18 protein-coding genes and 1 pseudogene are annotated in these 24,175 nt (G+C 71.3%); 16 read left to right on the forward strand and 3 right to left on the reverse strand.

The window, feature by feature from the left end:
* Window positions 1–3: 3 nt before the first annotated feature.
* The gene (locus QF034_RS38345; RefSeq protein WP_307179261.1) at window positions 4–1,626 is read right to left on the reverse strand and encodes a PucR family transcriptional regulator; all 1,623 of its coding nucleotides are present in this window, start codon (window positions 1,624–1,626) and stop codon (window positions 4–6) included.
* A 226-nt stretch (window positions 1,627–1,852) separates the two neighbouring features.
* On the opposite strand from QF034_RS38345, the gene QF034_RS38350 reads away from it, so the two are divergent.
* The 4 genes and pseudogenes from QF034_RS38350 (at window position 1,853) to QF034_RS38365 (ending at window position 8,791) form a co-directional block, all read left to right on the forward strand.
* A complete protein-coding gene (locus tag QF034_RS38350) occupies window positions 1,853–3,121 on the forward strand; it encodes an aspartate aminotransferase family protein (RefSeq protein WP_307179262.1) in 1,269 nt (422 codons plus the stop codon).
* Complete coding sequence (locus tag QF034_RS38355) at window positions 3,118–5,994, forward strand: FAD-binding and (Fe-S)-binding domain-containing protein (RefSeq protein ID WP_307179263.1); 2,877 nt, start codon at window positions 3,118–3,120, stop codon at window positions 5,992–5,994. The genes QF034_RS38350 and QF034_RS38355 overlap by 4 nt, the downstream gene beginning before the upstream one ends.
* Before the next feature lie 92 nt (window positions 5,995–6,086).
* A pseudogene (locus QF034_RS38360) lies at window positions 6,087–7,431 on the forward strand (NAD-dependent succinate-semialdehyde dehydrogenase).
* Between the two features lie 175 nt (window positions 7,432–7,606).
* On the forward strand, window positions 7,607–8,791 hold the full coding sequence (locus QF034_RS38365; RefSeq protein ID WP_307179264.1) for an aminotransferase class V-fold PLP-dependent enzyme: 1,185 nt from the start codon (window positions 7,607–7,609) through the stop codon (window positions 8,789–8,791).
* A 61-nt stretch (window positions 8,792–8,852) separates the two neighbouring features.
* Here the strand turns inward: QF034_RS38365 and QF034_RS38370 are convergent, their stop codons facing one another.
* Together QF034_RS38370 and QF034_RS38375 are read right to left on the reverse strand one after the other, a co-directional pair.
* Window positions 8,853–9,599, reverse strand: coding sequence for an IclR family transcriptional regulator (locus tag QF034_RS38370; protein WP_307180075.1), 747 nt, complete (start codon window positions 9,597–9,599; stop codon window positions 8,853–8,855).
* Between the two features lie 308 nt (window positions 9,600–9,907).
* Window positions 9,908–10,654, reverse strand: coding sequence for an IclR family transcriptional regulator (locus tag QF034_RS38375; protein WP_307180076.1), 747 nt, complete (start codon window positions 10,652–10,654; stop codon window positions 9,908–9,910).
* Between the two features lie 278 nt (window positions 10,655–10,932).
* On the opposite strand from QF034_RS38375, the gene solA reads away from it, so the two are divergent.
* From solA to QF034_RS38435, 12 genes are all read left to right on the forward strand, one after another.
* A complete protein-coding gene (solA, locus tag QF034_RS38380) occupies window positions 10,933–12,069 on the forward strand; it encodes an N-methyl-L-tryptophan oxidase (RefSeq protein WP_307179265.1) in 1,137 nt (378 codons plus the stop codon).
* Between the two features lie 147 nt (window positions 12,070–12,216).
* Window positions 12,217–13,188, forward strand: coding sequence for a succinylglutamate desuccinylase/aspartoacylase family protein (locus QF034_RS38385; RefSeq protein ID WP_307179266.1), 972 nt, complete (start codon window positions 12,217–12,219; stop codon window positions 13,186–13,188).
* A gap of 78 nt (window positions 13,189–13,266) precedes the next feature.
* Window positions 13,267–14,367 (forward strand): ABC transporter substrate-binding protein, encoded by a 1,101-nt coding sequence (locus tag QF034_RS38390; protein WP_307179267.1) that lies wholly within the window; start codon window positions 13,267–13,269, stop codon window positions 14,365–14,367.
* A complete protein-coding gene (locus tag QF034_RS38395; RefSeq protein ID WP_307179268.1) occupies window positions 14,360–15,499 on the forward strand; it encodes an ABC transporter ATP-binding protein in 1,140 nt (379 codons plus the stop codon). The genes QF034_RS38390 and QF034_RS38395 overlap by 8 nt, the downstream gene beginning before the upstream one ends.
* Before the next feature lie 3 nt (window positions 15,500–15,502).
* Window positions 15,503–16,396, forward strand: a complete 894-nt coding sequence (locus QF034_RS38400; RefSeq protein ID WP_307179269.1) for an ABC transporter permease — start codon at window positions 15,503–15,505, stop codon at window positions 16,394–16,396.
* Window positions 16,393–17,259, forward strand: a complete 867-nt coding sequence (locus QF034_RS38405; RefSeq protein WP_307179271.1) for an ABC transporter permease — start codon at window positions 16,393–16,395, stop codon at window positions 17,257–17,259. Before QF034_RS38400 ends, QF034_RS38405 begins: the two co-directional genes overlap by 4 nt.
* An 81-nt stretch (window positions 17,260–17,340) precedes the next feature.
* Window positions 17,341–18,612 (forward strand): aminotransferase class III-fold pyridoxal phosphate-dependent enzyme, encoded by a 1,272-nt coding sequence (locus QF034_RS38410; RefSeq protein ID WP_307179272.1) that lies wholly within the window; start codon window positions 17,341–17,343, stop codon window positions 18,610–18,612.
* A 23-nt stretch (window positions 18,613–18,635) separates the two neighbouring features.
* Window positions 18,636–19,589: a succinylglutamate desuccinylase/aspartoacylase family protein gene (locus tag QF034_RS38415; RefSeq protein ID WP_307179273.1), complete on the forward strand. Its 954-nt coding sequence runs from the start codon at window positions 18,636–18,638 to the stop codon at window positions 19,587–19,589.
* On the forward strand, window positions 19,586–21,040 hold the full coding sequence (locus QF034_RS38420; protein ID WP_307179274.1) for an aldehyde dehydrogenase family protein: 1,455 nt from the start codon (window positions 19,586–19,588) through the stop codon (window positions 21,038–21,040). Before QF034_RS38415 ends, QF034_RS38420 begins: the two co-directional genes overlap by 4 nt.
* Entirely contained in the window at window positions 21,037–21,975 is a 939-nt protein-coding gene (locus QF034_RS38425) for an aldo/keto reductase (protein ID WP_307179275.1), read from the forward strand. The genes QF034_RS38420 and QF034_RS38425 overlap by 4 nt, the downstream gene beginning before the upstream one ends.
* 36 nt (window positions 21,976–22,011) lie before the next feature.
* Window positions 22,012–22,677 (forward strand): haloacid dehalogenase type II, encoded by a 666-nt coding sequence (locus QF034_RS38430; protein ID WP_307179276.1) that lies wholly within the window; start codon window positions 22,012–22,014, stop codon window positions 22,675–22,677.
* 40 nt (window positions 22,678–22,717) lie between these two features.
* Window positions 22,718–24,001 carry an NAD(P)/FAD-dependent oxidoreductase gene (locus QF034_RS38435; protein WP_307179277.1) on the forward strand — a complete coding sequence of 428 codons (1,284 nt, stop codon included), beginning with the start codon at window positions 22,718–22,720 and terminating at the stop codon, window positions 23,999–24,001.
* Window positions 24,002–24,175 lie beyond the last annotated feature (174 nt).

Consider the following 24,175-nt stretch of genomic DNA (forward strand, 5'->3'; position numbering starts at 1 on the left):
CGCTCACTCGGCGCGCAGGACACGCAACGCCGTGAGCGCCACGTGGAGTTCGGTGCGCCGCTCACCGGATTCCAGGTCGGTGCCGAGGAGGCGTTCGATGGTGCGCAGACGCTGGTACATGGTCTCCCGGGACAGGCCGCCGCGGCGGGCCGCGGTGGTCTTGTTGCCGGCGGCGTCGAGGTAGTGGCCCAGCGTCGTCAGCAGATCCGTGCCGTGCCGGGTGTCGTGGTCGATGAGCCGGCCGAGCCGCCGTTCGGTGTAGTCCTGGACACGGGTGTCCTCGCGCAGGGCGTACAGCAGGCGGCGCAGGTCGATGTCCGGCAGCTCGTGGAAGGAGCGGTCCGCCGGGAGGGGCTGGCCGGGCGGGGTGGCCTCGGTGACCCGAGCCGCCTCCCGGAAGGAGCGTGCGGTGTCGGCGAGTTCCGCCACCTCCGAGCCGACGCTCACGATCGCCTCCGGCGCCAGACCCAGCGCGGTGCGGCTCAGGCGTTCGGCCACGGGGCGCCAGGGCTGGGAGGGGCGCAGGGCCAGCAGCACGCCGAGGCGGCCGGGGGAGAGCTCCCCGACCAGCGCCGCGACCCCCGCCGATCGGAGCTCCCCGTGCAGCCGGCTCTCGGGCTCGCTCCCCCCGGCACCGGTGCCCAGGTCGACGAGGATCGCCAGGAAACGGCTGTCCCGCGTGGGCAGGCCGAGCGCGGCGCAACGGGCGCGGGCGTCCTCGGGAGAGTGGTGGCGCTGCTCCGCCAGCTCCCGCAGGGCGTCGCGGTGGGCCGTGTGCTCCCAGGGCGTGGCGTGGATGAGCCGGGCGACGGTCAGGGCCATCGCCGTTCTCTCCAGGACGGTGACGTGCTCCGGCCCGAAGCCCGGCCCCTCGCCGGCGGACGGGAGCATGGCCAGGCGGCCCCAGCGTTCGCCCTGGTAGGACACCGGCGCGGTGAGCCAGCCCTCCGGGCCGCCCACCTCCGTGTGGTCGCCGGGCGCGGTGGCCCGGGAGCGCTGCTCCCAGCCGGTGAGCGCCTCCCCCACCGTGCTCCCCGACGGCTCGCAGATCAGCGCCTGGTGCACCAGGTTCTCCAGGACGACCGTCCGGCCGCTCATCTCCGCCGCCGCGCGCACCACGTCCTGCGGGCCCGCACCGCGCAACGTCAGAGCCGTGAACGCCTCGTGGACACGCTGCGTCCGGCGCATCGCCTCCGCCTGGTTGCCGAGGATGAGGGCGTGGACGACCTGGGTGACCTCCAGGAAGTTGACGTCCCGAGCCAGGGTCACCAGGGGCAGCCCCCGGGCCCGGCAGGCCTGGACGAGGGCCTCGGGCGGACGGTGGTAGCGCCGTACCAGCTCGATGACCAGGGCGGCCGCTCCCACCTCCGTGAGTTCGTCGACGTACCGGCGGACCCCCGCGGCGTCCTCGGGCATCGGCATGCCCGTGGTCAGGACCAGCTCGCCGCCCTTGAGGAAGGAGGCCGGGTCCGTCAGCTCGGTGATGTGCACCCAGCGCACCGGCCGGTCCAGCTGGGCCAGCCCGGTGACGACCTGGGGCTGTCCGGCGGCCAGGACGGGCAGGGCCAGGACGTCGGCGACGGTCGGCGCGCGACCGGCCGGGGCCGTCGGGTGGTTCTCGTTCACGGTGTCTCCCTGCTCGCCCGGTCACTCTGACAAGCGGCACTGACCTGCGCAAGAGCTGTCCACGGGAGGGGCCGGCGGGACCCGAGGGGTCCGGCGGTTGACACAACGTCCGAACAACGCGTTCCGGCTGGACAGATCACGCGTTGTCGCCCTTCGCGGGGGCTTGGATGCTCGGAAACCGGAGCTGAGCAACCCATCAGACCTCGACGTACGGCCGGGAGACGAAATGACCGCACTGTCGCCGCACCTTCGCCAGGCCACGCCCGTGGTGGCGGCCCGGGGCGAAGGCGTCCACCTCTACGGTGAGGACGGCCGCCGCTACCTCGACTTCACCGCCGGCATCGGCGTCACCAGCACCGGGCACTGCCACCCCAAGGTCGTGGCGGCGGCGCAGGAGCAGGTGGGCACGCTGATCCACGGCCAGTACACGACCGTCATGCACCAGCCGCTGCGCCGCCTCGTCGACAAGCTGGGCGAGGTGCTGCCGGCCGGTCTGGACAGCCTGTTCTTCACCAACTCCGGCAGCGAGGCCGTCGAGGCGGCCCTGCGGCTGGCCCGCCAGGCCACCGGCCGGCCCAACGTCATCGTCTGCCACGGCGGTTTCCACGGCCGCACGGTGGCCGCCGCCTCCATGACCACCTCCGGGACCCGCTTCCGGTCCGGTTTCTCCCCGCTGATGAGCGGTGTGGTCGTCACCCCGTTCCCGACGGCCTTCCGCTACGGCTGGGACGAGGAGACCGCCACCCGCTTCGCGCTGAAGGAGCTCGACTACACGCTCCAGACGATCTCGTCGCCCGCCGACACGGCCGCGATCATCGTCGAGCCGGTGCTGGGCGAGGGCGGGTACGTGCCCGCGAACAGCGCCTTCATGGCGGGGCTGCGGGAGCGGGCCGACCGGCACGGCTTCCTGCTGATCCTCGACGAGGTGCAGACCGGCGTCGGCCGCACCGGGCGCTTCTGGGGCCACGACCACTTCGGCGTCACCCCGGACATCCTCGTCACCGCCAAGGGCCTGGCCAGCGGCTTCCCCCTCTCCGGCATCGCCGCCTCCGAGGAACTGATGACCAGGGCCTGGCCCGGATCGCAGGGCGGCACGTACGGCGCCAACGCCGTCGCCTGCGCCGCGGCCTGCGCGACCCTCGACGTCGTCCGCGACGAGAAGCTCGTCGAGAACGCCGAGGCGATGGGCAAGCGGCTGCGCCACGGCCTGGAGGCGGTGGCCGACCGGACCCCGGGCATCGGCGACGTCCGCGGCCTCGGCCTCATGCTCGCCACCGAGTTCGTCACCGAGGAGGGCAACCCCGATCCCGAGACCGCCGCCCGCGTGCAGCGCGCCGCCGTCGACGAGGGCCTGCTCCTGTTGCTGTGCGGCGCGTGGAACCAGGTCGTCCGCATGATCCCCGCCCTCGTGATCGACGAGGCGGGCGTGGACGAGGGCCTCCGGGCCTGGGCGAACGCCGTCGAGGCCGGCACCTCGGGAGCGGCGGGCCGATGACCACCACCACCCGCGACCTGGCGGGTCTGGCGGCCCGCATCGCCGAGATCGCGCCCGGCCTGCGGGTGGAGACCGGCCCGGGGGCGACGGGCCCTTACGCCTACGACGCCTCCAACTACCGTGTGCCGCCCCGGGCCGTGGCCTTCCCGCGCACCGCCGACGACGTGGTCGCGGTGCTGCGGGCCTGCCGGGAGGCGGGCGTGCCGGTCACGGCCCGTGGCGGTGGCACCAGCATGGCGGGCAACGCCGTGGGCCCCGGGGTCGTCCTGGACCTCTCCCGGTACATGAACCGGATCCTGGACATCGACGTCGAGGCGCGTACCGCGCGGGTGGAGGCCGGTGTCGTCCTGGACGCCCTGCGCGGCGCGACCGCCCCGCACGGGCTCGACTTCGGACCCGACCCGTCCTCGCACAGCCGCTGCACCCTCGGCGGCATGATCGGCAACGACGCGTGCGGCAACCGGTCCGTGCGCGACGGACGGACCAGCGGCCACGTCGAGGCCCTGGAGATCGTGACGGCCGACGGCGTGCGGGCCGTCGCCGACCACTCCGGGCTGCACGCCGCCGAGCCGGGCGACGCGGAGGCCGTACGGCGCGTCGCCCGGCTCGAAGCGGACCTCCGGCGCCTGATCGACGACAACCTGGCGCCGGTCCGCACCGAACTGGGCCGCATCCCGCGCCAGGTCTCCGGCTACCAGCTGCACCACCTGCTGCCCGAGAACCGCTTCGACCTGGCCCGCGCCCTCGTGGGCACCGAAGGCACCTGTGCGGTCGTCACCGCCGCGACGGTCCGCCTGGTGGCGACCGCACAGGCATCAGCGCTGCTGACCCTCGGCTACGCAGACGTCGTCGACGCCGCCGAGGACGTACCGGAGATCCTGCGCTGGTCGCCCAGCGCCGTGGAGGGCATGGACGAGGCGATCGTCGCCACCATGCGCGCCCGCCGCGGGGCGGATGCGGTGACCGGGCTGCCCGAGGGGCGGGCCTGGCTGTACGTCGAACTCGAAGACGACGACCAGGCCTCGGTGAACGGCAGGGCCGCCGAGCTGCTCGACGCGCTCCGGGCCCAGGGGCGGATGACCGGCGGCCGGGTCGTCGAGACCCCGGCCGAGCGGCGCTCGCTGTGGCGGGTGCGTGAGGACGGGGCCGGGCTGGCCGCCCGGCTCGTGGACGGCGGAGAGTCCTGGCCCGGCTGGGAGGACGCGGCCGTCGCGCCCGAGAACCTCGCCGCCTACCTGCGCGGCTTCCGCAAACTGCTGACCACCCATGACCTGACCGGCGTGCTCTACGGGCACTTCGGCGCGGGATGCGTGCACGTGCGGATCGACTTCGACCCGGCCACGGAGGCCGGCCGAACGGTCATGCGCCGGTTCCTGACCGAGGCGGCCGCGCTGGTCGTCGAGCACGGCGGCACGTTGTCGGGTGAGCACGGTGACGGGCGGGCCCGCAGCGAACTGCTGGAGGTCATGTACAGCCACCGCATGATCGCCGCGTTCGCCGCGTTCAAGAAGGTCTTCGATCCCGAGGGACTGCTGAACCCCGGTGTGATCGTCGACCCCGCCCCCCTCGACACCGATCTCGCCCTGCGCGAACTCCCACTCGTGGACACGACGTTCACCTTCCCGCACGACGAGGACGGTTTCGCGGGCGCCGTACGCCGCTGCGTCGGTGTGGGCCGCTGCCGCAGTGACGCGGGCGGTGTGATGTGCCCGAGCTACCGCGCCACCGGCGAGGAGAACGCCTCCACCCGCGGCCGGGCCCGGCTGCTCCAGGAGATGGTGCGCGGCGAGGCCGTCCAGGACGGCTGGCGCTCGACCGAGGTGCGCGACGCCCTCGACCTGTGCCTGTCCTGCAAGGCCTGCTCCAGCGACTGCCCGGTCGGTGTCGACATGGCGACGTACAAGGCGGAGTTCCTGCACCAGCACTACAAGGGCCGCCTGCGCCCCCGCTCCCACTATTCGCTCGGCTGGCTGCCCCGGACCTCCGCCCTCGCCGGATATGCGGCCCGTCCGATCAACGCACTGCTGCGCGGGCCGGTCGGCAGGCTCCTCGCCCGTCTCGGAGGCGTGACCACCAAGCGCCGGATCCCCGCCTTCGCCTCCCGGCGCGCCCTGCGCAGGACGCTGCGCGCGGCCGAGACGCCAGGGCCCGCGAAGGCCGTGCTCTTCGTGGACAGCTTCACCCGCGCCTTCCGTCCCGAGGTCGCGGGAGCCGCGAGCCGTGTGCTGGCCGATGCCGGTATCCCCTGCGCGCCGCAGAGCGGACTGTGCTGCGGGCTGACCTGGGTCAGCACCGGACAGCTGAACGTCGCCCGCAAGATCATGGCCCGCACGGTCGCCGCGCTCGACGACGGTGACGACCGGCCGATCATCGTGGCCGAGCCGAGCTGTGCGGCCGCGTTGAAGCGTGACGTCCCCGAACTGCTCGGCACCGAGGCCGCCCAGCGCGTGGCGGGCCGCGTCCACACCTTCACCGGGGCCCTGACCGACCTCGCCGACCAGGACTGGACGCCGCCTCCCCTGCCGGAGAACGTCGTGCTCCAGACTCACTGCCACGAGTACGCCACCTTCAAGGGCCGCCGCCCCGCCGACGTGCTGCGCCGGCTCGGCGTACGCGACGTCGACGAGGCCGAGGGCTGCTGCGGACTCGCCGGGAACTTCGGCTTCGAGGCAGAGCACTACGACACCTCGATGGCCGTCGCGGATCTCGCCCTCAAACCCCGCATCGACCAGCTCGCCGGACGCACCGTCGTGGCCGACGGCTTCAGCTGCGCCACCCAGATCGACCATCTCGCCGGAGGCCGGGGCGTGCGCGCCCTGCACCTCGCGGAACTCCTCGACCCCGCCGCCGACCGACCAGGAGAGACGACATGACCGAGGTACTGACCCAGCTGTTCATCGGCGGTGCCTGGGTGGACGCCGCGGACGGCGCCACCATGCCCGTCGACGACCCCGCGACCGGCGAGATCCTCTGCCAGGTCGCCGACGCGGGCCCCAAGGACGCCCGGCTCGCGGAGGAGGCGGCGGTCCAGGCACAGCAGGAGTGGGCCCGTACGGCGCCCCGGGCGCGCAGCGAGATCCTGCGCCGCGCCTACGAGCTCATCCTGGAGCGCACCGACGAGCTCGCCCACCTGATGACGTCGGAGATGGGCAAGCCGCTCGCCGAAGCCAGGGGAGAAGTGGCGTACGCCGCCGAGTTCTTCCGCTGGTTCTCCGAGGAGGCCGTCCGCATCGACGGCGGATGCGGCACGCTGCCCGACGGGCGCAACCGCATGCTGCTCTCCCGCCGCCCGGTCGGGCCCTGCCTGCTGATCACGCCGTGGAACTTCCCGCTGGCCATGGGCACCCGCAAGATCGGCCCGGCGATCGCGGCGGGCTGCACGATGATCCTCAAGCCCGCCCCGCAGACCCCGCTGTCCAGCCTCGCGCTGGCCGGCATCCTCAAGGAGGCCGGCCTGCCGGACGGCGTGCTGAACGTCGTCACCACCTCCCGCGCCGGAGAGGTGTGCGAGCCGCTGCTGCGCGGCGGCCGGATCCGCAAGCTCTCCTTCACCGGCTCCACGGGCGTCGGCCGCATCCTGCTCGCCCAGTGCGCCGACACGGTCGTCCGCACGTCGATGGAGCTGGGCGGCAACGCGCCGTTCATCGTCTTCGACGACGCCGATCTGGACGTGGCCGTGGACGGCGCGATGGTCGCCAAGATGCGCAACATGGGCGAGGCCTGCACGGCCGCGAACCGCTTCTTCGTCCACCGGTCGGTGGCAGCGGAGTTCGGCCGGCGGCTCGCCGAGCGGATGGGTGCGCTCGTGGTCGGCCCCGGCACCCGCGACGGTGTCGACGTCGGCCCGCTGATCGACGCCACCGGACGGCGCAAGGTCGAGGAACTCGTCGCCGACGCGGTGGAGCGCGGCGCCCAGGTGCTGGTCGGCGGCCGTACGCCGGAGGGACCGGGCTGCTTCTACCCGCCGACCGTGCTCACGGACGTCTCTCCCGAGAGCCGCCTGATGGACACGGAGATCTTCGGCCCCGTGGCCGCGATCCTCACCTTCGACGACGAGGACGAGGTCCTGCGCCGGGCCAACGACACGCCCTGGGGTCTCGTCGGCTACGTCTTCACCGAGGGCCTGGACCGCGGCCTGCGCGTCAGCGAACGCCTGGAGGTCGGCATGGTGGGCCTCAACACCGGCCTCGTCTCCAACCCGGCCCGCGCCCTTCGGCGGGGTCAAGCAGTCCGGGCTCGGTCGTGAGGGCGGCCGGGTCGGCATCGAGGAGTTCCTGGAGTACCAGTACGTCGCGGTGCCCGTGCGATGACGGCGTTCACGCCCTGACACGCCCCGTCGCGCACCGCGCGGCGGCCCCCGCGCACCCGGCCCGCCCCCCCCGGGCCCTAGGCGGGTCGCCCCGTGCCCGGCCTCCCCCGGCCCGGGCACGGGGCACAGGCCGACACGCCCGGCGCACCGGCCTCATGACATCGGAGAAGAGCATCATGGCGATTCCCACCCCGGGCCAGGACGACTTCTGGGAGTACGTCCGCGCGGCTTACCCGGAGCAGCTGCCCCTGCTCAACCTGAACAACGCGGCGGTCAGCCCGCCGCCCCTGGTCGTCGAGCAGGCGACGATCGACGCCTACCGGCTGGTCAACCGGAACCCCGACCGCACCATGTGGAGCAACCTCGACCTCGCGCTCCCCGAGGCCAAGGCGGAACTCGCCGAGCTGATCGACTGCGCCCCCGGCGAGATCGCGCTGAACCGGAACTCCACCGAGGGCCTGTGCACGGCGATCTTCGGTATCCCGCTGGCCGCCGGCGACCAGGTCGTGGTCTCGCACTGGGACTACCCGAGCGTCCGCGCCGCCTGGTTCCAGCGGCAGGAACGCGAGGGTATCGAGGTCGTCACCGCCGACTACGACCTCATGGACAGCGACGAGGAGATCTTCGAGGCGTACGCGGCGGTCCTGACACCGCGCACCCGTGTCCTTCAGATCACCCACATGTCCCACTGGACGGGACGGGTCGTGCCGGCGAAGCGGCTGTGCCGGCTGGCGAAGGACAACGGGACGCTCACCGTGGTGGACGGCGCCCAGACCTTCGCGCAGATGCCGGTGAGCTTCCGTGACCTGGACTGCGACTTCTTCATCACCAGTCTGCACAAGTGGATGGGCGCGCCGGTCGGCAACGGCATGCTGGTCGTCAGGGAGGGAGTCATCGACCGTACGTGGCCCCTGCTGGCCCCCTTCGATCCGCCGCCACTGCGCGTCGACAAGTTCGACCACTGGAACCTCGGCACGTACAACTCGGCCCTGCAGGCCGGCATCCTGCCGGCGGCGCGCTTCCACCGGGAGATCGGGGCCCGGGCCGTCCACGCGCGCGTGCGGGAGCTGACGCGGTACTGGGTGGAGCGTGCTGCCGCGATCCCCGGGTTCAGGCTGCACACGCCGCTGGACTCGGAGACCCTGGGCGCGGTGAGCCTCTTCTCCGTCGACGGCCTGGACGCCAGAGCCGTGGAACAGGAGCTCCGGGACGCGCACCAGGTGCATGTGAAATACCGGGAGGTACGGCACCTGAGCGGCATGCGCGTGTCGCCCCACATCTACATGCGCGAGAGCGAGCTCGACCGCTTCGTGGACGCTCTCGCGGAAGTGGTGGACAAGCAGAGCGCGGGCCGCCCCTGACGCGGAAACGCCTCGCCCCTGCCGGCCGGCAGCAGGGGGCGCCGTCGTGCGTGCCGGGTTGTCACGCACCCAGTCGGCGGTCGCTGATGCCGGACGCCGTGTAGGCGACCAGGCGGCCCCACTCGGGCAGCCGGTCGGCGTCGTAGCGGGAGTCGGGCATGGAGACGGCCACGGAGGCGAGCGGTGTGCCGTTCTCGTCGAGGACGGGTGCGGCGATCGCGCAGACATCGGGACGGTACTGGTTGCGGTTGACGGCGTAGCCGTGCGTGCGCACCCGCTGCAGCTCGGCGCGCAACTCGGCCGGGTCGACCGTCGTCGCGTCGCTGTAGCGCTCCAGCCTCTGGGCGACCAGTTCGTCCACGTCGGCGGGCGGCAGATGGGCCAGGATCGCGCGCCCGGTGGCGGTGGCGTGCAGGGGAGAGGTGTCGCCGATCGCGTAGTACGTCCGCACCGCGTGAGCGCAGTCCACCCGGTCGACGACGACCATGCACTGCAAAGCGTCCGGCACCGACAGGTGGATCGTCTCGTTCAGCGCGTCCCGCAGCCGGATCATGGGCTCCCTCGCCGCCGCAAACAGACTGGAGCCCTGAAGCGCCGCCGGACGTACGGCGAGCACCCGGGCGCCGATCTCCCAGCGGGTGGTGTCCCGGCGGTTCGCCCGCAGCCATCCCGCCTCGTTCAGGCTGACCAGCGTGCGCTGCATCGTCGACTTGGGCAGACCGAAGAGCTTCGTCAACTCGCCTACCGTCACGGGCTGGTGGTGCGCGACCGCCTCCAGGATGCGCAGCGACCTGGTCACGCTCTTCATTTCCATCGGGGCCCCGTCAGTTCTCGTTCGCCGGTCTCACCTCTTGACTCCCTCCCGGAGCCGCGGGCATGATCGTGCCGGATTCTAGCACGGCGTTCCACAATACGGCACGCATGCGGGATCCGACGCACCCCGCAGGTGATGGACGGTGGCAGCGCCCTGACCGCGCCTGCCCCCGCGGGGCAGCCCCCTGCGTCCGGCCTTTCTCCCGGCCGGGCGCAGGGCGGCGGCTGTCGTCCGAACGTGAGCAAGGGCCGTCCCCCACGCGTCAGCGTGGGGGACGGCCCTTGCCGATGTCGGACTCTCGTTCAGGCGCCCAAGCGGCGCCCCGTGATCTCCGCGGCGGCGTCGGCGACCAGGCGGCCCCACTCGGGCAGCCGGTCCGCGTCGTAGCGCGAGTCGGGCATGGAGATGGCCACGGTGGCCAGTGGTGTGCCCTCCTCGTCGAGGACGGGCGCGGCGATCGCGCAGACGTCCGGCCGGTACTGGTTGCGGTTGACCGCGTATCCGTCGATGCGGATCCGGTCCAGCTCGGCCCGCAGTTCGTCCGGGTCGGTGGGCGTCGCGTCGCTGTAGCGCTCCAGCCCCTGTGTGATGAGCTCCTCGACGTCCTGCTTCGGCAGATGGGCCAGGACGGCACGCCCGGTCGCGGTGGCGTGCAGGGGCGAGGTGTCGCCGACGGTGTGGAACGTCCGTACGGCGTGAGAGCAGTCCACGCGGTCCACCACGACCATGCACTGCAGGGCGTCCGGCACCGACAGGTGGATCGTCTCGTTCACCGTGTCCCTCAGGCGGACCATGGGCTCGCGCGCTGCGGCGAACAAGCTGGACCCCTGGAGGGCGGCGGGCCGTACGGCCAGGACTCGGGCGCCGATCTCCCAGCGGGTGGTGTCCTTGCGGTTGGCCCGCAGCCAGCCGGCCTCGGCCAGCGTGACCAGGGTGCGCTGCACGGTCGACTTCGGAAGGCCGAAGAGCTTCGTCAATTCCCCGACGGTGACCGGCTGATGCTGGGCGACCGCCTCCAGGATGCGCAGCGACCTGGTGACGCTCTTCATTTCCATCCGGTTTCCCCCTGTTAATCCTCAGAATCTCTGGCGGACACCTCTTGACTCCCCTGGGAGCCACTGTCATTCTCTGTGCCAGATACTAGCACAGCATTCCACAATGTGGCACGGCTCCGGGAGATCCCGAGGACGCAGCCGGAACTCCGAGACAGGGCGTTCGTGAGCCGAGGTCCCCCGAAGGACCCGCCCCCTCCGCCCAAACCACCTCGAACCGAACAGTCTCACGCAGGGGCTCAGCATGCGCCGCTGCGATACGAAAGGAAAGCCCCGTGTCAGCTGCCAGGAAGCGAGTCGCCGTCGTCGGCGTGGGAACCATGGGCAGCCAGGCCGCCTGGCGCCTCGCGGCCCGTGGCGCGGAAGTCGTCGCCTACGACCGCTTCGCCCCCGGCCACGACCGCAGCGCCGCCGGTGGCGAAACCCGTATCTTCCGCAGCGCGCACTTCGAGGACTCCCGGTACGTCCCGCTGCTCAAGCACGCCGACGTCCTGTGGGAGCGGCTCCAGCAGGAGACCGGCCGCGAGCTGCGCCGCCTGACCGGATGCCTGCTGATGGGGCCCACCGAGCACCAGCAGATGGCCACCGTTCTCGAGTCCATCGCCGAGCACGGGCTCGACCATGAGGTGTTCGACGCCGAGACGCTGGCCAAGCGCTTCCCGCAGTACCGGCTCGAGGGCGGTGACGCGGCCGTGCTGGACCGCCGCGCCGGCTTCATCCGCCCCGAGCTGACCGTCCAGACCGCCGCCCGCCGCGCCGAGCAGCTGGGTGCCCGTATCCACCGCTACACCCCGGTCCGCGAGATCGTCCCCGTCGCGAACGGCGTCGAGATCCGCACCGACGCAGGCAGCGAGCACTTCGACACCGTCGTCGTCACCGTCGGCCCCTGGGTGAACGACCTGCTGTCCGACCTGCCGTGGGACGTGGAGATCCGCCGCCTCATCAGCGCCTGGTACGTGCCCACCACGGACGCCTGGTTCGGTGAGGAACGCCCGGCCTTCATCCGCACCGCCCCCACGCACTGCTACGGACTGCCCTCCCCGGACGGCGTCTCCGTCAAGCTCGGCCTGTCCCGCACCCTGCACAAGCCCGTGGGTGACCCCAACGCGCTGGACCGCACCGTCCAGCCGGAGGAACTGGACATCTTCACGGAGCTGATCGGGCGCCACATGCCGGACCTGCACCCCGACCCGACCCGGATCTCCGTCTACATGGAGGCCTACACCGAGAGCAGCCGCCCGCTGATCGGCCCGCTGCCCGGCGCCGACAAGGTCGTACTGCTCGCCGGCTTCTCCGGCCACGGCTTCAAGCTGTCGCCCGCCTTCGGCGACATCGCCGCCGACCTGGCGCTGGACGGCACCTCATCCCAGCCCATCGACTTCATCTCGACCGTCGGCCGCACCACGGCCTGAACCGGCCCCGACCACCAGCCCCCGGACTTCACACTCTCGCCCGGCCCGGGCGACATCGCCGCGGACCTCGCCCTGGAGCGCCGCACCGCCCAGCCGATCGACTTCATCTCCACGCTCGGCCGCACCACCGCCTGAATGAGGTACGACATGACACTCACCGTAGGCCCGCTGCGGGCCGAGCCGGGCCGCAAGGTCCGCGGGGCGATCCCCGTGGACCTCGGACTCTCGACCGTCGAGATCCCCCTGGTTCTCGTCAACGGCTCCCGTCCCGGACCCCGGGTCGTCATCACCGGCGGTGTCCACGGCGGCGAGTTCGTCGGCATCGACGCGGCGACCCGACTCGGCGGGTTCCTGGAGCCGGACGACGTCACCGGCCAGGTGGTGATCTGCCCCGTGGCCAACCCGCCGGCCGTGTACGACGGCCGCCTGGGCAAGTCCCCGCTGGACGACGTCAACATCAACCGCGTCTTCCCCGGCGATCCCGCCGGAGGACCGACCGAGCGGCTGGCGGCCTGGCTCTTCGAGAACATCATCTCCGGCGCCGATGCCTACGCGGACCTGCACAGCGGCGGCATCGACGAGACCCTGCTCGACTTCGTCGGCTACCGCCTGACCTCCGACGCGGAACTCGACGCCAGGACACGGGCCATGGCCCACTCCGTCGGCTACGAACGCGTCCTCTTCGGTCGCAACGCCGAGGGCGGCAACAGTCACGCCGCGGCCGCCCGGCAGGGCATCCCGGCCATCCTCATCGAGACCGGCCAGCTCGGCGAACGGGACCCCGCCCAGGCACGGGCCCTGCTCGACGGTCTGTACCGGCTCCTGCACCACCTCGGCGTCATCGAGGCACCGCAGCACGTCGCGCCCGTGACCGTGCGGCCGCGCGACTGGGTCTGGACCGGATCCGTCGTCTCCCCGGCCACCGGCCTGTGGTACCCGGACGCGGCCACCGGCGACGAGGTGACCGTGGGTCAGTCCATCGGCCGCGTCATCGACCCGGCCGACGGCAGCGAACACAAGGTCACCGCCACCGCCACCGGACAGATCCTCTACGGCATGAACGGGCTCACCGTCGGCCCCGGCGCGGAACTCGCCGCCATCGCGGTGCCGCACGACTGACCGGTACCACCACAGGTCCCCGAACCACCACTCACCCCGAACAGCTGGTCCCCACGCGCCAATTCCAGGAGATTTGTCATGAGTGATCCCATGATCGGTCGCAGAGCGCTCCTGCGCGGAGCCGGCGGCCTCGCAGCCCTCGCCGCCCTGCCCTCCCTCTCAGCCTGCGGCACCGGCACCAGCCGCGCCGCGTCCGGCGGCGGCAAGGGCGGCAAGACGGTGGTCGTCCGCGACAGCGGCGGCTCCTACGGCGAGGCCCTCCAGAAGGCGGTCTACACGCCGTTCACCCAGGAGACCGGCATCAACGTCCAGGTCGTCAACCTCCAGGGCACCCAGATGCTGGCCCAGATCAACCAGGGCCGCCCTCAGTTCGACCTCATCAACAACTCGATGATGGACCACATCAAGTTCGGGGCCCAGGACGCCTTGGAGAAACTGGACCTCGACCGGATCAAGAGCCTGAAGAGCGCCAAGATCCCTGACAATCAGATCACCGACCATGCCATCGGCAACAGCTTCTACGGCCAGTGCATGGCGTACCGCACCGACGCCTTCGGCGGCCGCAAGCCGGAGTCCTGGGCGGACTTCTGGGACACCAAGGCGTTCAAGGGCAGCCGCTCGATGTGCAACCCGGACGCCGACCTGCCCGAGCTGGAGTTCGCGCTGCTGGCCGACGGCGTCCCGATGGACAAGCTGTACCCGCTCGACCTGGACCGCGCCTTCAAGGTGCTGACCCGGCTGCGGTCCGACATCAAGAAGTTCTGGGACAGCGGCCCGCTCCCCGGTGTGCTCCTCAGCCGCCAGGAAGTGACGATGTCCACCGTCTGGGACGGCCGGATCGCCGACCTGGAGAAGCAGGGCGTCCCGGTCGCACGGCAGCTCAACGGCATGCGCCGCCAGTTCCAGGGCTACGGCATCGCCAAGGGCGCGGCCCACGTGGACGCCGCCTACCAGCTCATGGACTACGCGCTGCGTCCCGATGTCCAGGCCGCCCTGGCCAAGGCCTTCCCGTCGAACCCGTCTTCACCGGTGGCCTACGAGAAGCTCACCAAGGAGGAGCGCAACGCACTCGCCGGTGCGCCGCAGTACTACGACAAGGGCTTCGACGCGGACATCAACTGGTGGATCAAGAACGAAGCCGCCGTCACCAAGCGCTGGTTGGAGTGGGCTCGTGGCTGAATTCGGTGTCGCCACACCGTCCGTCGAGGTGGCCGGCGGCAAGCCGGTCACCACGACCGGCAAAGCGCTGTCGGTGGTGGCCCTGCGCAAGACATACGGGGACGTCGTCGCTGTCGACGAGGCGTCCATGGAGATCGCGGCCGGGGAGTTCGTCACCTTCCTCGGCGCCTCCGGGTCGGGCAAGACAACGACCCTCATGATGATCGCCGGATTCTGCGAACCGGACTCCGGCACCATCACCGTCGGAGGCCGCGACGTCACCCGGCTCGCCCCGCAGAAACGCAACCTCGGCTTCGTCTTCCAGCAGTACCTGCTGTTCCCGCACATGACGGTCAGTGAGAACGTCGCATTCCCCCTGACCCTGCGCGGGGTGCCGAAGAACGAGATCCGCAGGCGGGTCGGGGAGACCCTGGAGATCGCCGGCCTGTCCGGCTTCGGCGGCCGCAAGCCGCGCGAGCTGTCGGGTGGTCAGCAGCAGCGTGTCGCCCTGTGCCGGGCGCTGGTCTACCGCCCGCCGGTCATCCTCATGGACGAGCCGCTCGGCGCCCTGGACAAAAAGCTCCGCGACCAGCTCCAGGTCGAGATCAAGGCCATCCAGCAGGAACTCGGCCTGACCGTCATCTACGTGACACATGATCAGGAAGAGGCGCTGGTCCTCTCGGACCGCATCGCGGTGATGCGCAACGGCCTGATCGAGCAGTTCGACACACCCAGGGAACTGTTCGAGCGGCCGAAGACCCCCTTCGTCGCGGACTTCCTCGGCGCGGCCAACTTCCTGCCCGGCCGCGTGGAACTGAACACCGACGACCACACCGTGGTCCGCCTCGACCACAGCGGCGGTCTGCTGACGGCCAGGCGACACGCCCTGGCCCCCGGCACCCCGGTTAAGGCCGCCGTCCAGCCGGGCCGGCTGCGCGCCGGCGCACCGAACGACGGTTTCTGTACCGGCACGGTGGAGACCGCCACCTATGTGGGCACCTTGGTCCGCGCCGGGGTGCGGGTCGACGGCGGTGACGCGCCACTGCTGCGCCTGGAGGTACCCGCCGGCCGCGGACCCGTCACCGGCGAGCGGGTCGGCATCACCGCCGACCCGGACGACGTCAACCTCTTCCTCTCCGAACAGGGCGGGTGAGTCATGGCCGCCACCCTCGCGGGCGCCCCGGCGCGCCCCCGCAAGCTCCTGGCCTCCCGCAGAACGCGGATCGGCATCCTCTACGCGCTGCCCGTCGTCGTCTACCTGCTGGTGCTGTTCGTCTACCCGATCCTCAGCACGCTCTTCCTCAGCCTGAAGAACCCCGACGGATCACTGACGCTGCACTGGTACGTCGACGCGCTCACGGGGATCAACCTCTCCGTGCTGTTCACCACGGTGCGGATCTCCGCGGAGACGGCGCTGTTCAGTCTCGTCTTCGGGTTCGTCCTGGCGAACGCGATCTCCCGGCTGAAGCCCCTGTGGGCGGGACTGGCCATGCTGATCGTGGTCGTCCCGCACTTCATCAGCGCCCTGGTGCGCACCTACGGCTGGATCATCCTGCTCGGGGACAAGGGCCTGGTGAACGAGGCCATGGCCCACCTGTGGGTCCCCGGGGCGCCGTACCAGCTGCTCTACAACGAGATCGGCGTGGTCATCGGCACCACCTCGGTGATGCTGCCCTACACCGTGCTGCTGCTGTATGGCGTGATGCGCGGCGTGGACCGGCGACTGCTCGCCGCCGCGGCCAGCATGGGCGCGGGACGCGTGACCATCTTCCGCCGGGTCTACCTGCCCCTGGTCGCCCCTGGCCTGGCCAGTGCCGGACTGCTCAGTTTCATCCTGTCGCTGGGCTACTACATCACCCCGGCCCTGATGGGCGGCCCCGACCAGACGATGATCGCCTCCCTGATCAACCAGCAGGTGATGAAGCAGAACCAGTGGAACGGGGCGGCCGCCGAGGGCGTCGTCCTGCTGCTGATGACCTTCGCCGGACTGGTGCTGGTCAAGCTCGTCACCTCCCTCGGCGCCAGCCGTAAGAAGAGGAGCGCGTCATGATGGAGCTGCGCAGCACCCTGGGTGGCCGGATCGCCCTGACGGCGGTCGCCACCATGATCCTGCTGTTCCTGGCGCTGCCGATCGTGGTCATCCTCGTCACCTCGTTCAGCAAGAACGCCTTCGGCTCGTTCCCGCCGGAAGCGTGGACGCTGGGCTGGTACAAGTCGCTGTTCGCCGACGGCAGCAAGTGGCCGGCCGCGATGTCGATGAGCGCGCTGGTGGCCTGCCTGAGCACCGTGTTCTCGCTGATCATCGGTGTGACCGCGGCGACCGCGCTGACCCGCAGCGAACTCCCGCTGCGCTCCGCGGTCTACGCCCTGGTCCTCGGGCCCCTGCTCATCCCCCAGATCGTCACTGCCCTCGGCCTGTTCCTGCTCTTCGAACCCGCCTCCATGCTGGGCAGCCCCATCGCGATCGCCCTCGGCCACACCGTGCTGGCCTCACCGATCGCGGTGCTGATCCTGGTGGCGACCCTGCGCGGCATCGACGAACGGCTGGAGGACGCCGCCGCCAGCATGGGCGCGAACCGGCTGACCATCGCCCGGCGGATCACCTTCCCCCTCGCCGCCCCCGGCGTGATCGCCGCCGCGATCTTCTCCTTCATCACCAGCTTCGACGAGTTCTACATCTCCCAGTTCCTGTCCTCCGTCGACACCGTCACCCTGCCGGTGCAGATCTACAACTCCCTGACCTTCGACATCGATCCCAGCGTCACCGCGATCAGCGCGATCCTCATCGCAGGCGCGTTCCTCGCTCTCGCCCTCGTGGCCCTGGTGCGCTGGCTCGGCTCGGGACGGCAGGACTCCCTGCTGTCGGTCGAGACCGCGACAGGGATCGCCACCCCCGGAGGTGAGCCCGTATGACCACCACCGCTCAGCGGCACCTGCTGCTGAACATGACCGCCAACGGATCGCTCGCGAAGCCCGGCAAAGGACCTCTTCGTCGTGCGCCATGGCGAGGGCCCCTACGTCGACGACGCGGCCGGCAACCGCTACATCGACGGCCTGTCCGGGCTCTACTGCTGCCAGATCGGCTACTCCTACGCCGACGAGATCGCCGAAGCGGCCCAGAAGCAACTGCGCGAACTCTGCTACAGCCCCCTGTGGTCGGAGTCCGCGCACCCCACCGGCCTGGCTCTCGCGGAGCGCCTCGCCGCCCTGGCCCCCGACGGCATCGAGCACGTCTTCTTCAGCGGCGGCGGCGCCGAGGCGGTGGAGACCGCCTGGAAGATCGCCCGCAGGTACCACACCCTGCGCGGCGAGGCGGGCCGGATCAAGGCGATCGCCAGGCGCGGCGCCTACCACGGCCTGACCCTCGGGGCGCTGTCCTTCACCGACGACCCCGGCCTCACCGAGCCGTACGGGCCGCCCGCCGTGGAGACCCACTTCGTCGCCAACACCAACCAGGCCGCCCTGCAACAGCCCCTCGACGAGGCGGCCTTCACCGAGTACCTGCTCGCCGACGTGGAGGCCACGGTCCTCGCGGCCGGGCCGGAGAGCGTCGCCATGCTCATCGCCGAGCCGGTGCAGAACCGCGGCGGGTGCATCACCCCGCCCGACGGCTACTGGCCGGGCCTGCGCCGACTGGCCGACCAGTACGGCTTCCTGCTGGTCGCCGACGAGGTCATCACCGCCTTCGGCCGGCTGGGGGAGTGGTTCGGCGGCGAGCGGTACGGCGCCCGCCCGGACATCGTCACCGTCGCCAAGGGCATCACCGCCGGCTACGCCCCGATGGGCGCGACCCTGGTCTCGGACCGCGTCGCCGAGGTGATCAACCGGCCCGGCCAGGTCCTCAACCACGGCTACACCTTCAGCGGCCACCCGCTGAGCGCGGCCATCGCCCTGCGCAGCCTGGACATCATGGAGCGCGACCGGATCCTGGAGAACGTCCGCCACCACCAGGACCACCTGGCCCGGCGCATGGCGTCCCTGGGCGAGCTGCCGATCGTGGGCGACGTCCGCGGCACCGGGTTCTTCTACGCCGTCGAGCTCGTCGGCGACCTCGACGGCGGCGGCTTCGGCGACACCGCCCGCGCCGCGCTCGTCGCCGACCTGATCCCGCGCCGGCTGCGCGAGGCCGGGCTGCTCGCCCGCGTCTACAACCGCGCCGCCCCGCTGGTGCAGATCGCGCCCCCGCTGATCAGCGACCGCGCACTGCTGGACCGTATCGCCGACATCATCGCGGACACCCTCGCCGAGGCCTCCGCCCGCCTGTGATCCACCTTTTCGAAAGGAACGACATGTACTCCATCGGCCCCCTGACCGTCGCCCCCGGTGAGCGTGCCCAGGGTCTGATCCCGGTCGGCACCAGCACGTACGGCGTGGAGCTCGGCATCCCGCTGATCGTCGTCAACGGCACCGAGGACGGTCCCGTGTTGTGCGTGGACGCCGGTGTCCACGGAGACGAGTACGACGGTCAGGAGGCCATCCGCCGCGTCCTCGCCGCGATAGACCCGGCGGGCTTGCGCGGCACCCTCGTCGGCATCCCCTGCATGAACACCCCCGCCTTCGAGGCGGCGGCCCGCACCAGCGGCCTGGACCACCTGAACCTCAACCGGATCTTCCCGGGTGACGCGGACGGCTCGTACTCGCTGCGCCTGGCCGCCACCTTCGTCGAGCAGGTCGTCCCCGCCGTCGACGCCCTGGTCGACCTGCACACGGGCGGCACGTTCGGTGAGATCGCCCCGCTCGTCATCCTCCAGGGCGGCTACGAGGACCTGGCGACCGACCTCGCCCTCGCGGCCGGGCACGAGCTGGTCTGGAAGGGCGGCAAGTGGGGCGGCACGGTCCGCCACCCCACCCTCGCCGCCGGCAAGCCCGCCGTCACCATCGAGGCGGGCGGCGGCACCTACCGCGAGCAGAACGTCGCCCTGCACGTCCACTCGATCCGCAACATCATGCGACAGCTCGGCATGATCGACGGCGAGGCGGAACTGCGCGACAACTACACGACCGTCTCCGGCACCTTCGCCCGGTCCGCTGCCGGCGGCTTCTTCCTCGGTCACGCCGAGCCCGGCGAGACCTGCAAGGAAGGCGACCTGATCGCCCAGATCGTCGACCACTACGGCAACACGCTGGAGGAGGTCCGCGCCCCACAGGACGGCATCGTGCTCTGGGTGCGCCGAATCCGCACCGTGCGGCCGGGCGACGAGGTGGTCATCTTCGGTGAGGTGCAGGGGGAGATCCAGCCATGAGCGGCGAAACCCAGTTGCTCCTCGTCGACGGCAAGCAGGTGCCCGCCGCCGACGGCCGCACCTTCACCGTCCTCGACCCGGCGGACGGGACGGCCATCACCCAGGTGGCGCTGGCCGGACCGGCGGACGTGGACCAGGCGGTGGCGGCGGCCCGCGCGGCCCTCACCGCACCCGAGTGGGCCCGGATGCGCCCCGCCGGCCGGGGGCGGCTGCTGCACCGCATCGCGGACGCGATCCGCCGCGAGGGCGCATCGCTGGCACGCCTGGAGAGCCAGGATGTCGGAAAGCCGCTCCGCCAGGCCAAGGCCGATGTCGAGTCCGCCGCCCGCTACTTCGAGTTCTACGCGGGCATCGCCGACAAGCTCGGCGGCTCCACGGTCCCGCTCGGCCCCGGCCTGATCGACTACACCCTGCGCGAGCCGATCGGCGTCTCCGGCCAGATCATCCCCTTCAACTACCCGCTCCAGAACACCGCGAGGGGTTCCGCCCCGGCACTCGCGGCAGGGTGCACGATCGTGCTCAAGCCCTCCCCGGAGGCGCCGCTCACCCCGCTGGAGGTCGGCCGTATCGCGCTGGAGTGCGGACTGCCGCCGGGCGTGCTGAACGTCGTACCCGGCGACGGCGAGACCGGCGCGGCACTCGCCGGGCACCCCGGCATCGATCAGGTCACCTTCACCGGCTCGGTGCCGACCGGCATCAAGGTCGCCCAGGCCGCCGCCGCCAACGTGGTGCCCTCCGTCACGGAGCTGGGCGGCAAGTCGCCGTTCGTCGTCTTCGCCGACGCCGACTTCGACCTGGCGCTGACCGCGATCCTGGGCTGGTCGTTCAGCAACGCCGGGCAGATGTGCTCGGCGGGCACACGCCTGCTGCTCCAGCGCGGCGCCGAGGAGTTCCTGGACCGGCTGACCGAGAAGATCGCCGCCCTGCGCGTCGGTCCCGGCCTCACGGACCCGGACATCGGCCCGCTGGTCGCCGCCCGTCAGCGCGACCGGGTCCTCGGATACCTGGAACTGGCCCGGCAGGAAGGCGCCGTGGCACGCGTCGGGGGAGGAGCACCGTCCGATCCCGCCCTGGCCGACGGCTACTACATCGAGCCGACCGTCCTCACCGGCCTGACCAACGACGCTCGCTGCGCCCGCGAGGAGATCTTCGGGCCCGTGGTCACCGTCATCGAGTTCGACGACGCCGACGAGGCCCTCCAGGTAGCCAACGACAGCCCGTACGGCCTGTCCTCCTACGTCTGGACCCGCGACATCGACAAGGCGATGCGCCTGGCCGAAGGCATCCGGGCCGGACAGGTCTATGTCAACGTCACCAGCGCCGGCACGGGCATCGAGCTGCCCTTCGGCGGCTACAAGCACAGCGGCTGGGGCCGCGAGAAGGGCCTCGAAGCGTTGGCGAGCTACACGCAGACCAAAAACGTCTGCATCGGATTCGGAGACCGGTCATGAGGTATCGCACGCTGGGCGAACGCGGCCCCACCGTCTCCGTCGTCGGCGTCGGCGGCAACAACTTCGGCTCCCGCCTGGACGAGGAAGGCACGAAGGCGGTCGTCCACGCGGCCCTGGACGCGGGGATCACCCTGTTCGACACCGCCGACATGTACGGCGGGTTCGGCGAGCTGGGCGGGGCACGCGGCGACGGCGAACGACTGCTGGGCGCCGCACTGAAGGGGCACCGCGACGACATCGTCCTGGCCACCAAGTTCGGCATGGAGATGAGCCCGGACGCCGACCGGTACGGCCGGCGCGGCGCCCGCGCGTACATCCGGTACGCCGTCGAGGCCTCCCTGCGCCGGCTCGGCACCGACCGCATCGACCTGTACCAGTACCACGAGCCGGACGGCGTCACCCCGCTGGAGGAGACCGTCGCCGCCCTGCGGGAACTCGTGGCCGAGGGCAAGATCCGGTACCTCGGCTGCTCCGACCTCCCGCCCGAGCAGCTCACCGACGCCTTCGTGTCGACGCAGGCCCGCTACCACCTGCTCGACCGCAGCGTGGAGAACGACCTGATCCCGGCCTGTCTGCGCCACGGCCTGGGTCTCCTGCCGTACTACCCGCTGGCCAACGGCCTGCTCAGCGGCAAGTACCGGCGCGGCGAGCAGCCCCCGCCCGGCAGCCGGCTGTCCTGGCGGCAGGGCTGGCTCACCGACGCCGCCCTGGACCGCGTCGAGTCGCTCACCGCGTACGCGGCCGAGCGCGGCCTGACCCTCCTCCAGGTCGCCGTCGGCGGACTGGCCGCACTGCCCGCGGTCGGCTCGGTCATCTGCGGCGCCATGACGCCCGCGCAGGTCACCGCCAACGCGGCGGCGGCCGACTGGCTCCCCGACACGGCTGACCTGGCCGCCCTCGACGCGATCGTCACCCCCGGTGAACGGGTCGTCTGACCCCCTGTCACATTTCTTGAAACGAGGCTGAACACCATGCGAGAGATCGTCACCTTCGACGCCTACGGCACCCTGGTCGACTTCCAGCTCGGCCCGACCACCCTGAAGGTCCTGTCCGACCGGCTGGACCTGGACAACCTGGACGTCGACGAGTTCCTCGACGACTTCCGCGTCATGCGCTTCCAGGCCGTCCTGGAGGCCTACCGCCCTTACCACGAAATCCTGCACTCCAGCCTGCGCAACGCCATGCGCCTGCACGGCCTGGAGTACCGCGAGTCCGACGGCGACGCCCTGGTCGACGCCGTCCCCACCTTCGGCCCGTTCCCGGAGGTCCCGGACGCCCTGCGCGCCCTGAAGAGCAGGTACGAGATCGCCATCATCTCCAACACCGACGACAACCTGATCGCGCGCAACGTCGAGAACATCGGCGTGGAGTTCGACCACGTCATCACCGCCCAGCAGGCCGGCGCCTACAAGCCGGACCGGCAGACCTTCGAGCACGCCTTCACGACCATGGGCGTCGAGCCGTCCCAGGTCATCCACACCGCCCAGGGCTGGGAGTACGACCACATCCCGACCCGCGACCTCGGCCTCAAGCGCCGCGTGTGGATCAACCGCTTCGGCCGCCCGGGCAGCGCCGACTACCAGCCGTACGACGAACTGCCCGACCTGTCGGGCCTGCCGCAGCTCCTCGGCTGCTGACCGACGGCGACCCAGGACCGAAAGACAGAGGACGCACGCCATGAAGCAGATCCCCTACTGGCTCGACACCGCCCCCGCCCTGCCCGACCGTTCCGGAAATGACCTGCCCGACGAGGCGGACGTGGTGGTGATCGGCGGCGGCCTCACCGGCCTCTCCACCGCCTACCACGCCGCGCGCAAGGGCGCCCGGGTCGTCCTCGTCGAGAAGGACAAGGTCGGCTCGGGTGCCTCCGGGCGCAACGGCAGCATGTGCACCCAGGGCCTCACCATCAGCCCCGGCGAGGCCCGCAAGCGCTACGGCCAGGAGCGCGCCCGCGAGCTGTACGACTCCTTCCGCGAGGCGGTCGACGTGGTCGAGGAGATCACGCGGACGGAGCAGATCGACTGCGACTTCCATCGGGCCGGCCGGCTCGGAGTGGCCTTCAAGCCGCAGCACTTCGAGTCGATGCGGGCCACCCAGCGCGACCTGGCCGACAACTTCGGCCACGAGACCCAGCTCCTGACCCGCGGCGAGCTGAAGTCGGAGCTGGGCTCGGACTACTACCACGGTGCCCTGCTCGACCCGCTGAGCGCCGCCCTGCACGTCGGCAAGTACGTGCACGGCCTCGCGGAGGCCGCCGAACGGGCCGGTGCGGAGATCCACGAGCGGAACGCTGCCACCGGCCTCACCCGCCTGCCGGGCGGCGGTTTCGTGGTCGAGACCCTGAACGGCACGATCCGCGCCAAGCAGGTCATGGCCGCCACCGACGCCTACACCGACAAGGCGCTGCCGTGGTTCCGCAAGCGGCTCATCAATGTCGGCAGCTTCATCATTGTCACCGAGCCGCTCGGCGAGGCGCGCGCCAAGGCGCTGATCCCGAACGGCCGTCTGGTGGTCGACTCCAAGAACATCGGCCACTACATCCGCCTCACCCCCGACCACCGCCTCGCCTTCGGCGGCCGGGCCCGCTTCGCCCCCTCCAACCCGGCCTCCGACGTCAAGAGCGGCGACGTCCTGAAGGGGGAGATGACCGAGATCTTCCCGCAGCTCGCCGGGGTGCGGATCGACTACGTGTGGGGCGGCATGGTCGGCTTCTCCTGGGACCGGCTCCCGCACGCCGGCGAGGCGAACGGCCTGTACTACTCGATGGGTTACTGCGGCCACGGTGTTCAGATGGCCACCTACATGGGCCGTGCCGTCGCCGAGATGATGGACGGCCGCCCGGAGGCCAACCCGCTGCGCGGCCTCGGCTTCCCGAAGGTCCCCGTCCCGTTCTACAACGGCACCCCCTGGTTCCTGCCGTTCGGAGGCGCGTACTACAAGGCGAAGGACCGCCTGCGCTGAGCACGTTCCGGCAGGCGTGAACTGATGACCCGTCAGTAGGCCATCAGCCACGGACCCTTGACTCGTGACGCGGCAGTTGGTCATCCTCGTCGCACCTTGGATGAGGTCATGACAACCCGGCCGTCGTTCCCCGGCCTTCGGGGGCCTCGGGCGGCCGGTACGTCGACCCCGCCA

It is taken from the genome of Streptomyces africanus (assembly GCF_030816955.1).
GTDB classification, from domain to species: domain Bacteria; phylum Actinomycetota; class Actinomycetes; order Streptomycetales; family Streptomycetaceae; genus Streptomyces; species Streptomyces africanus.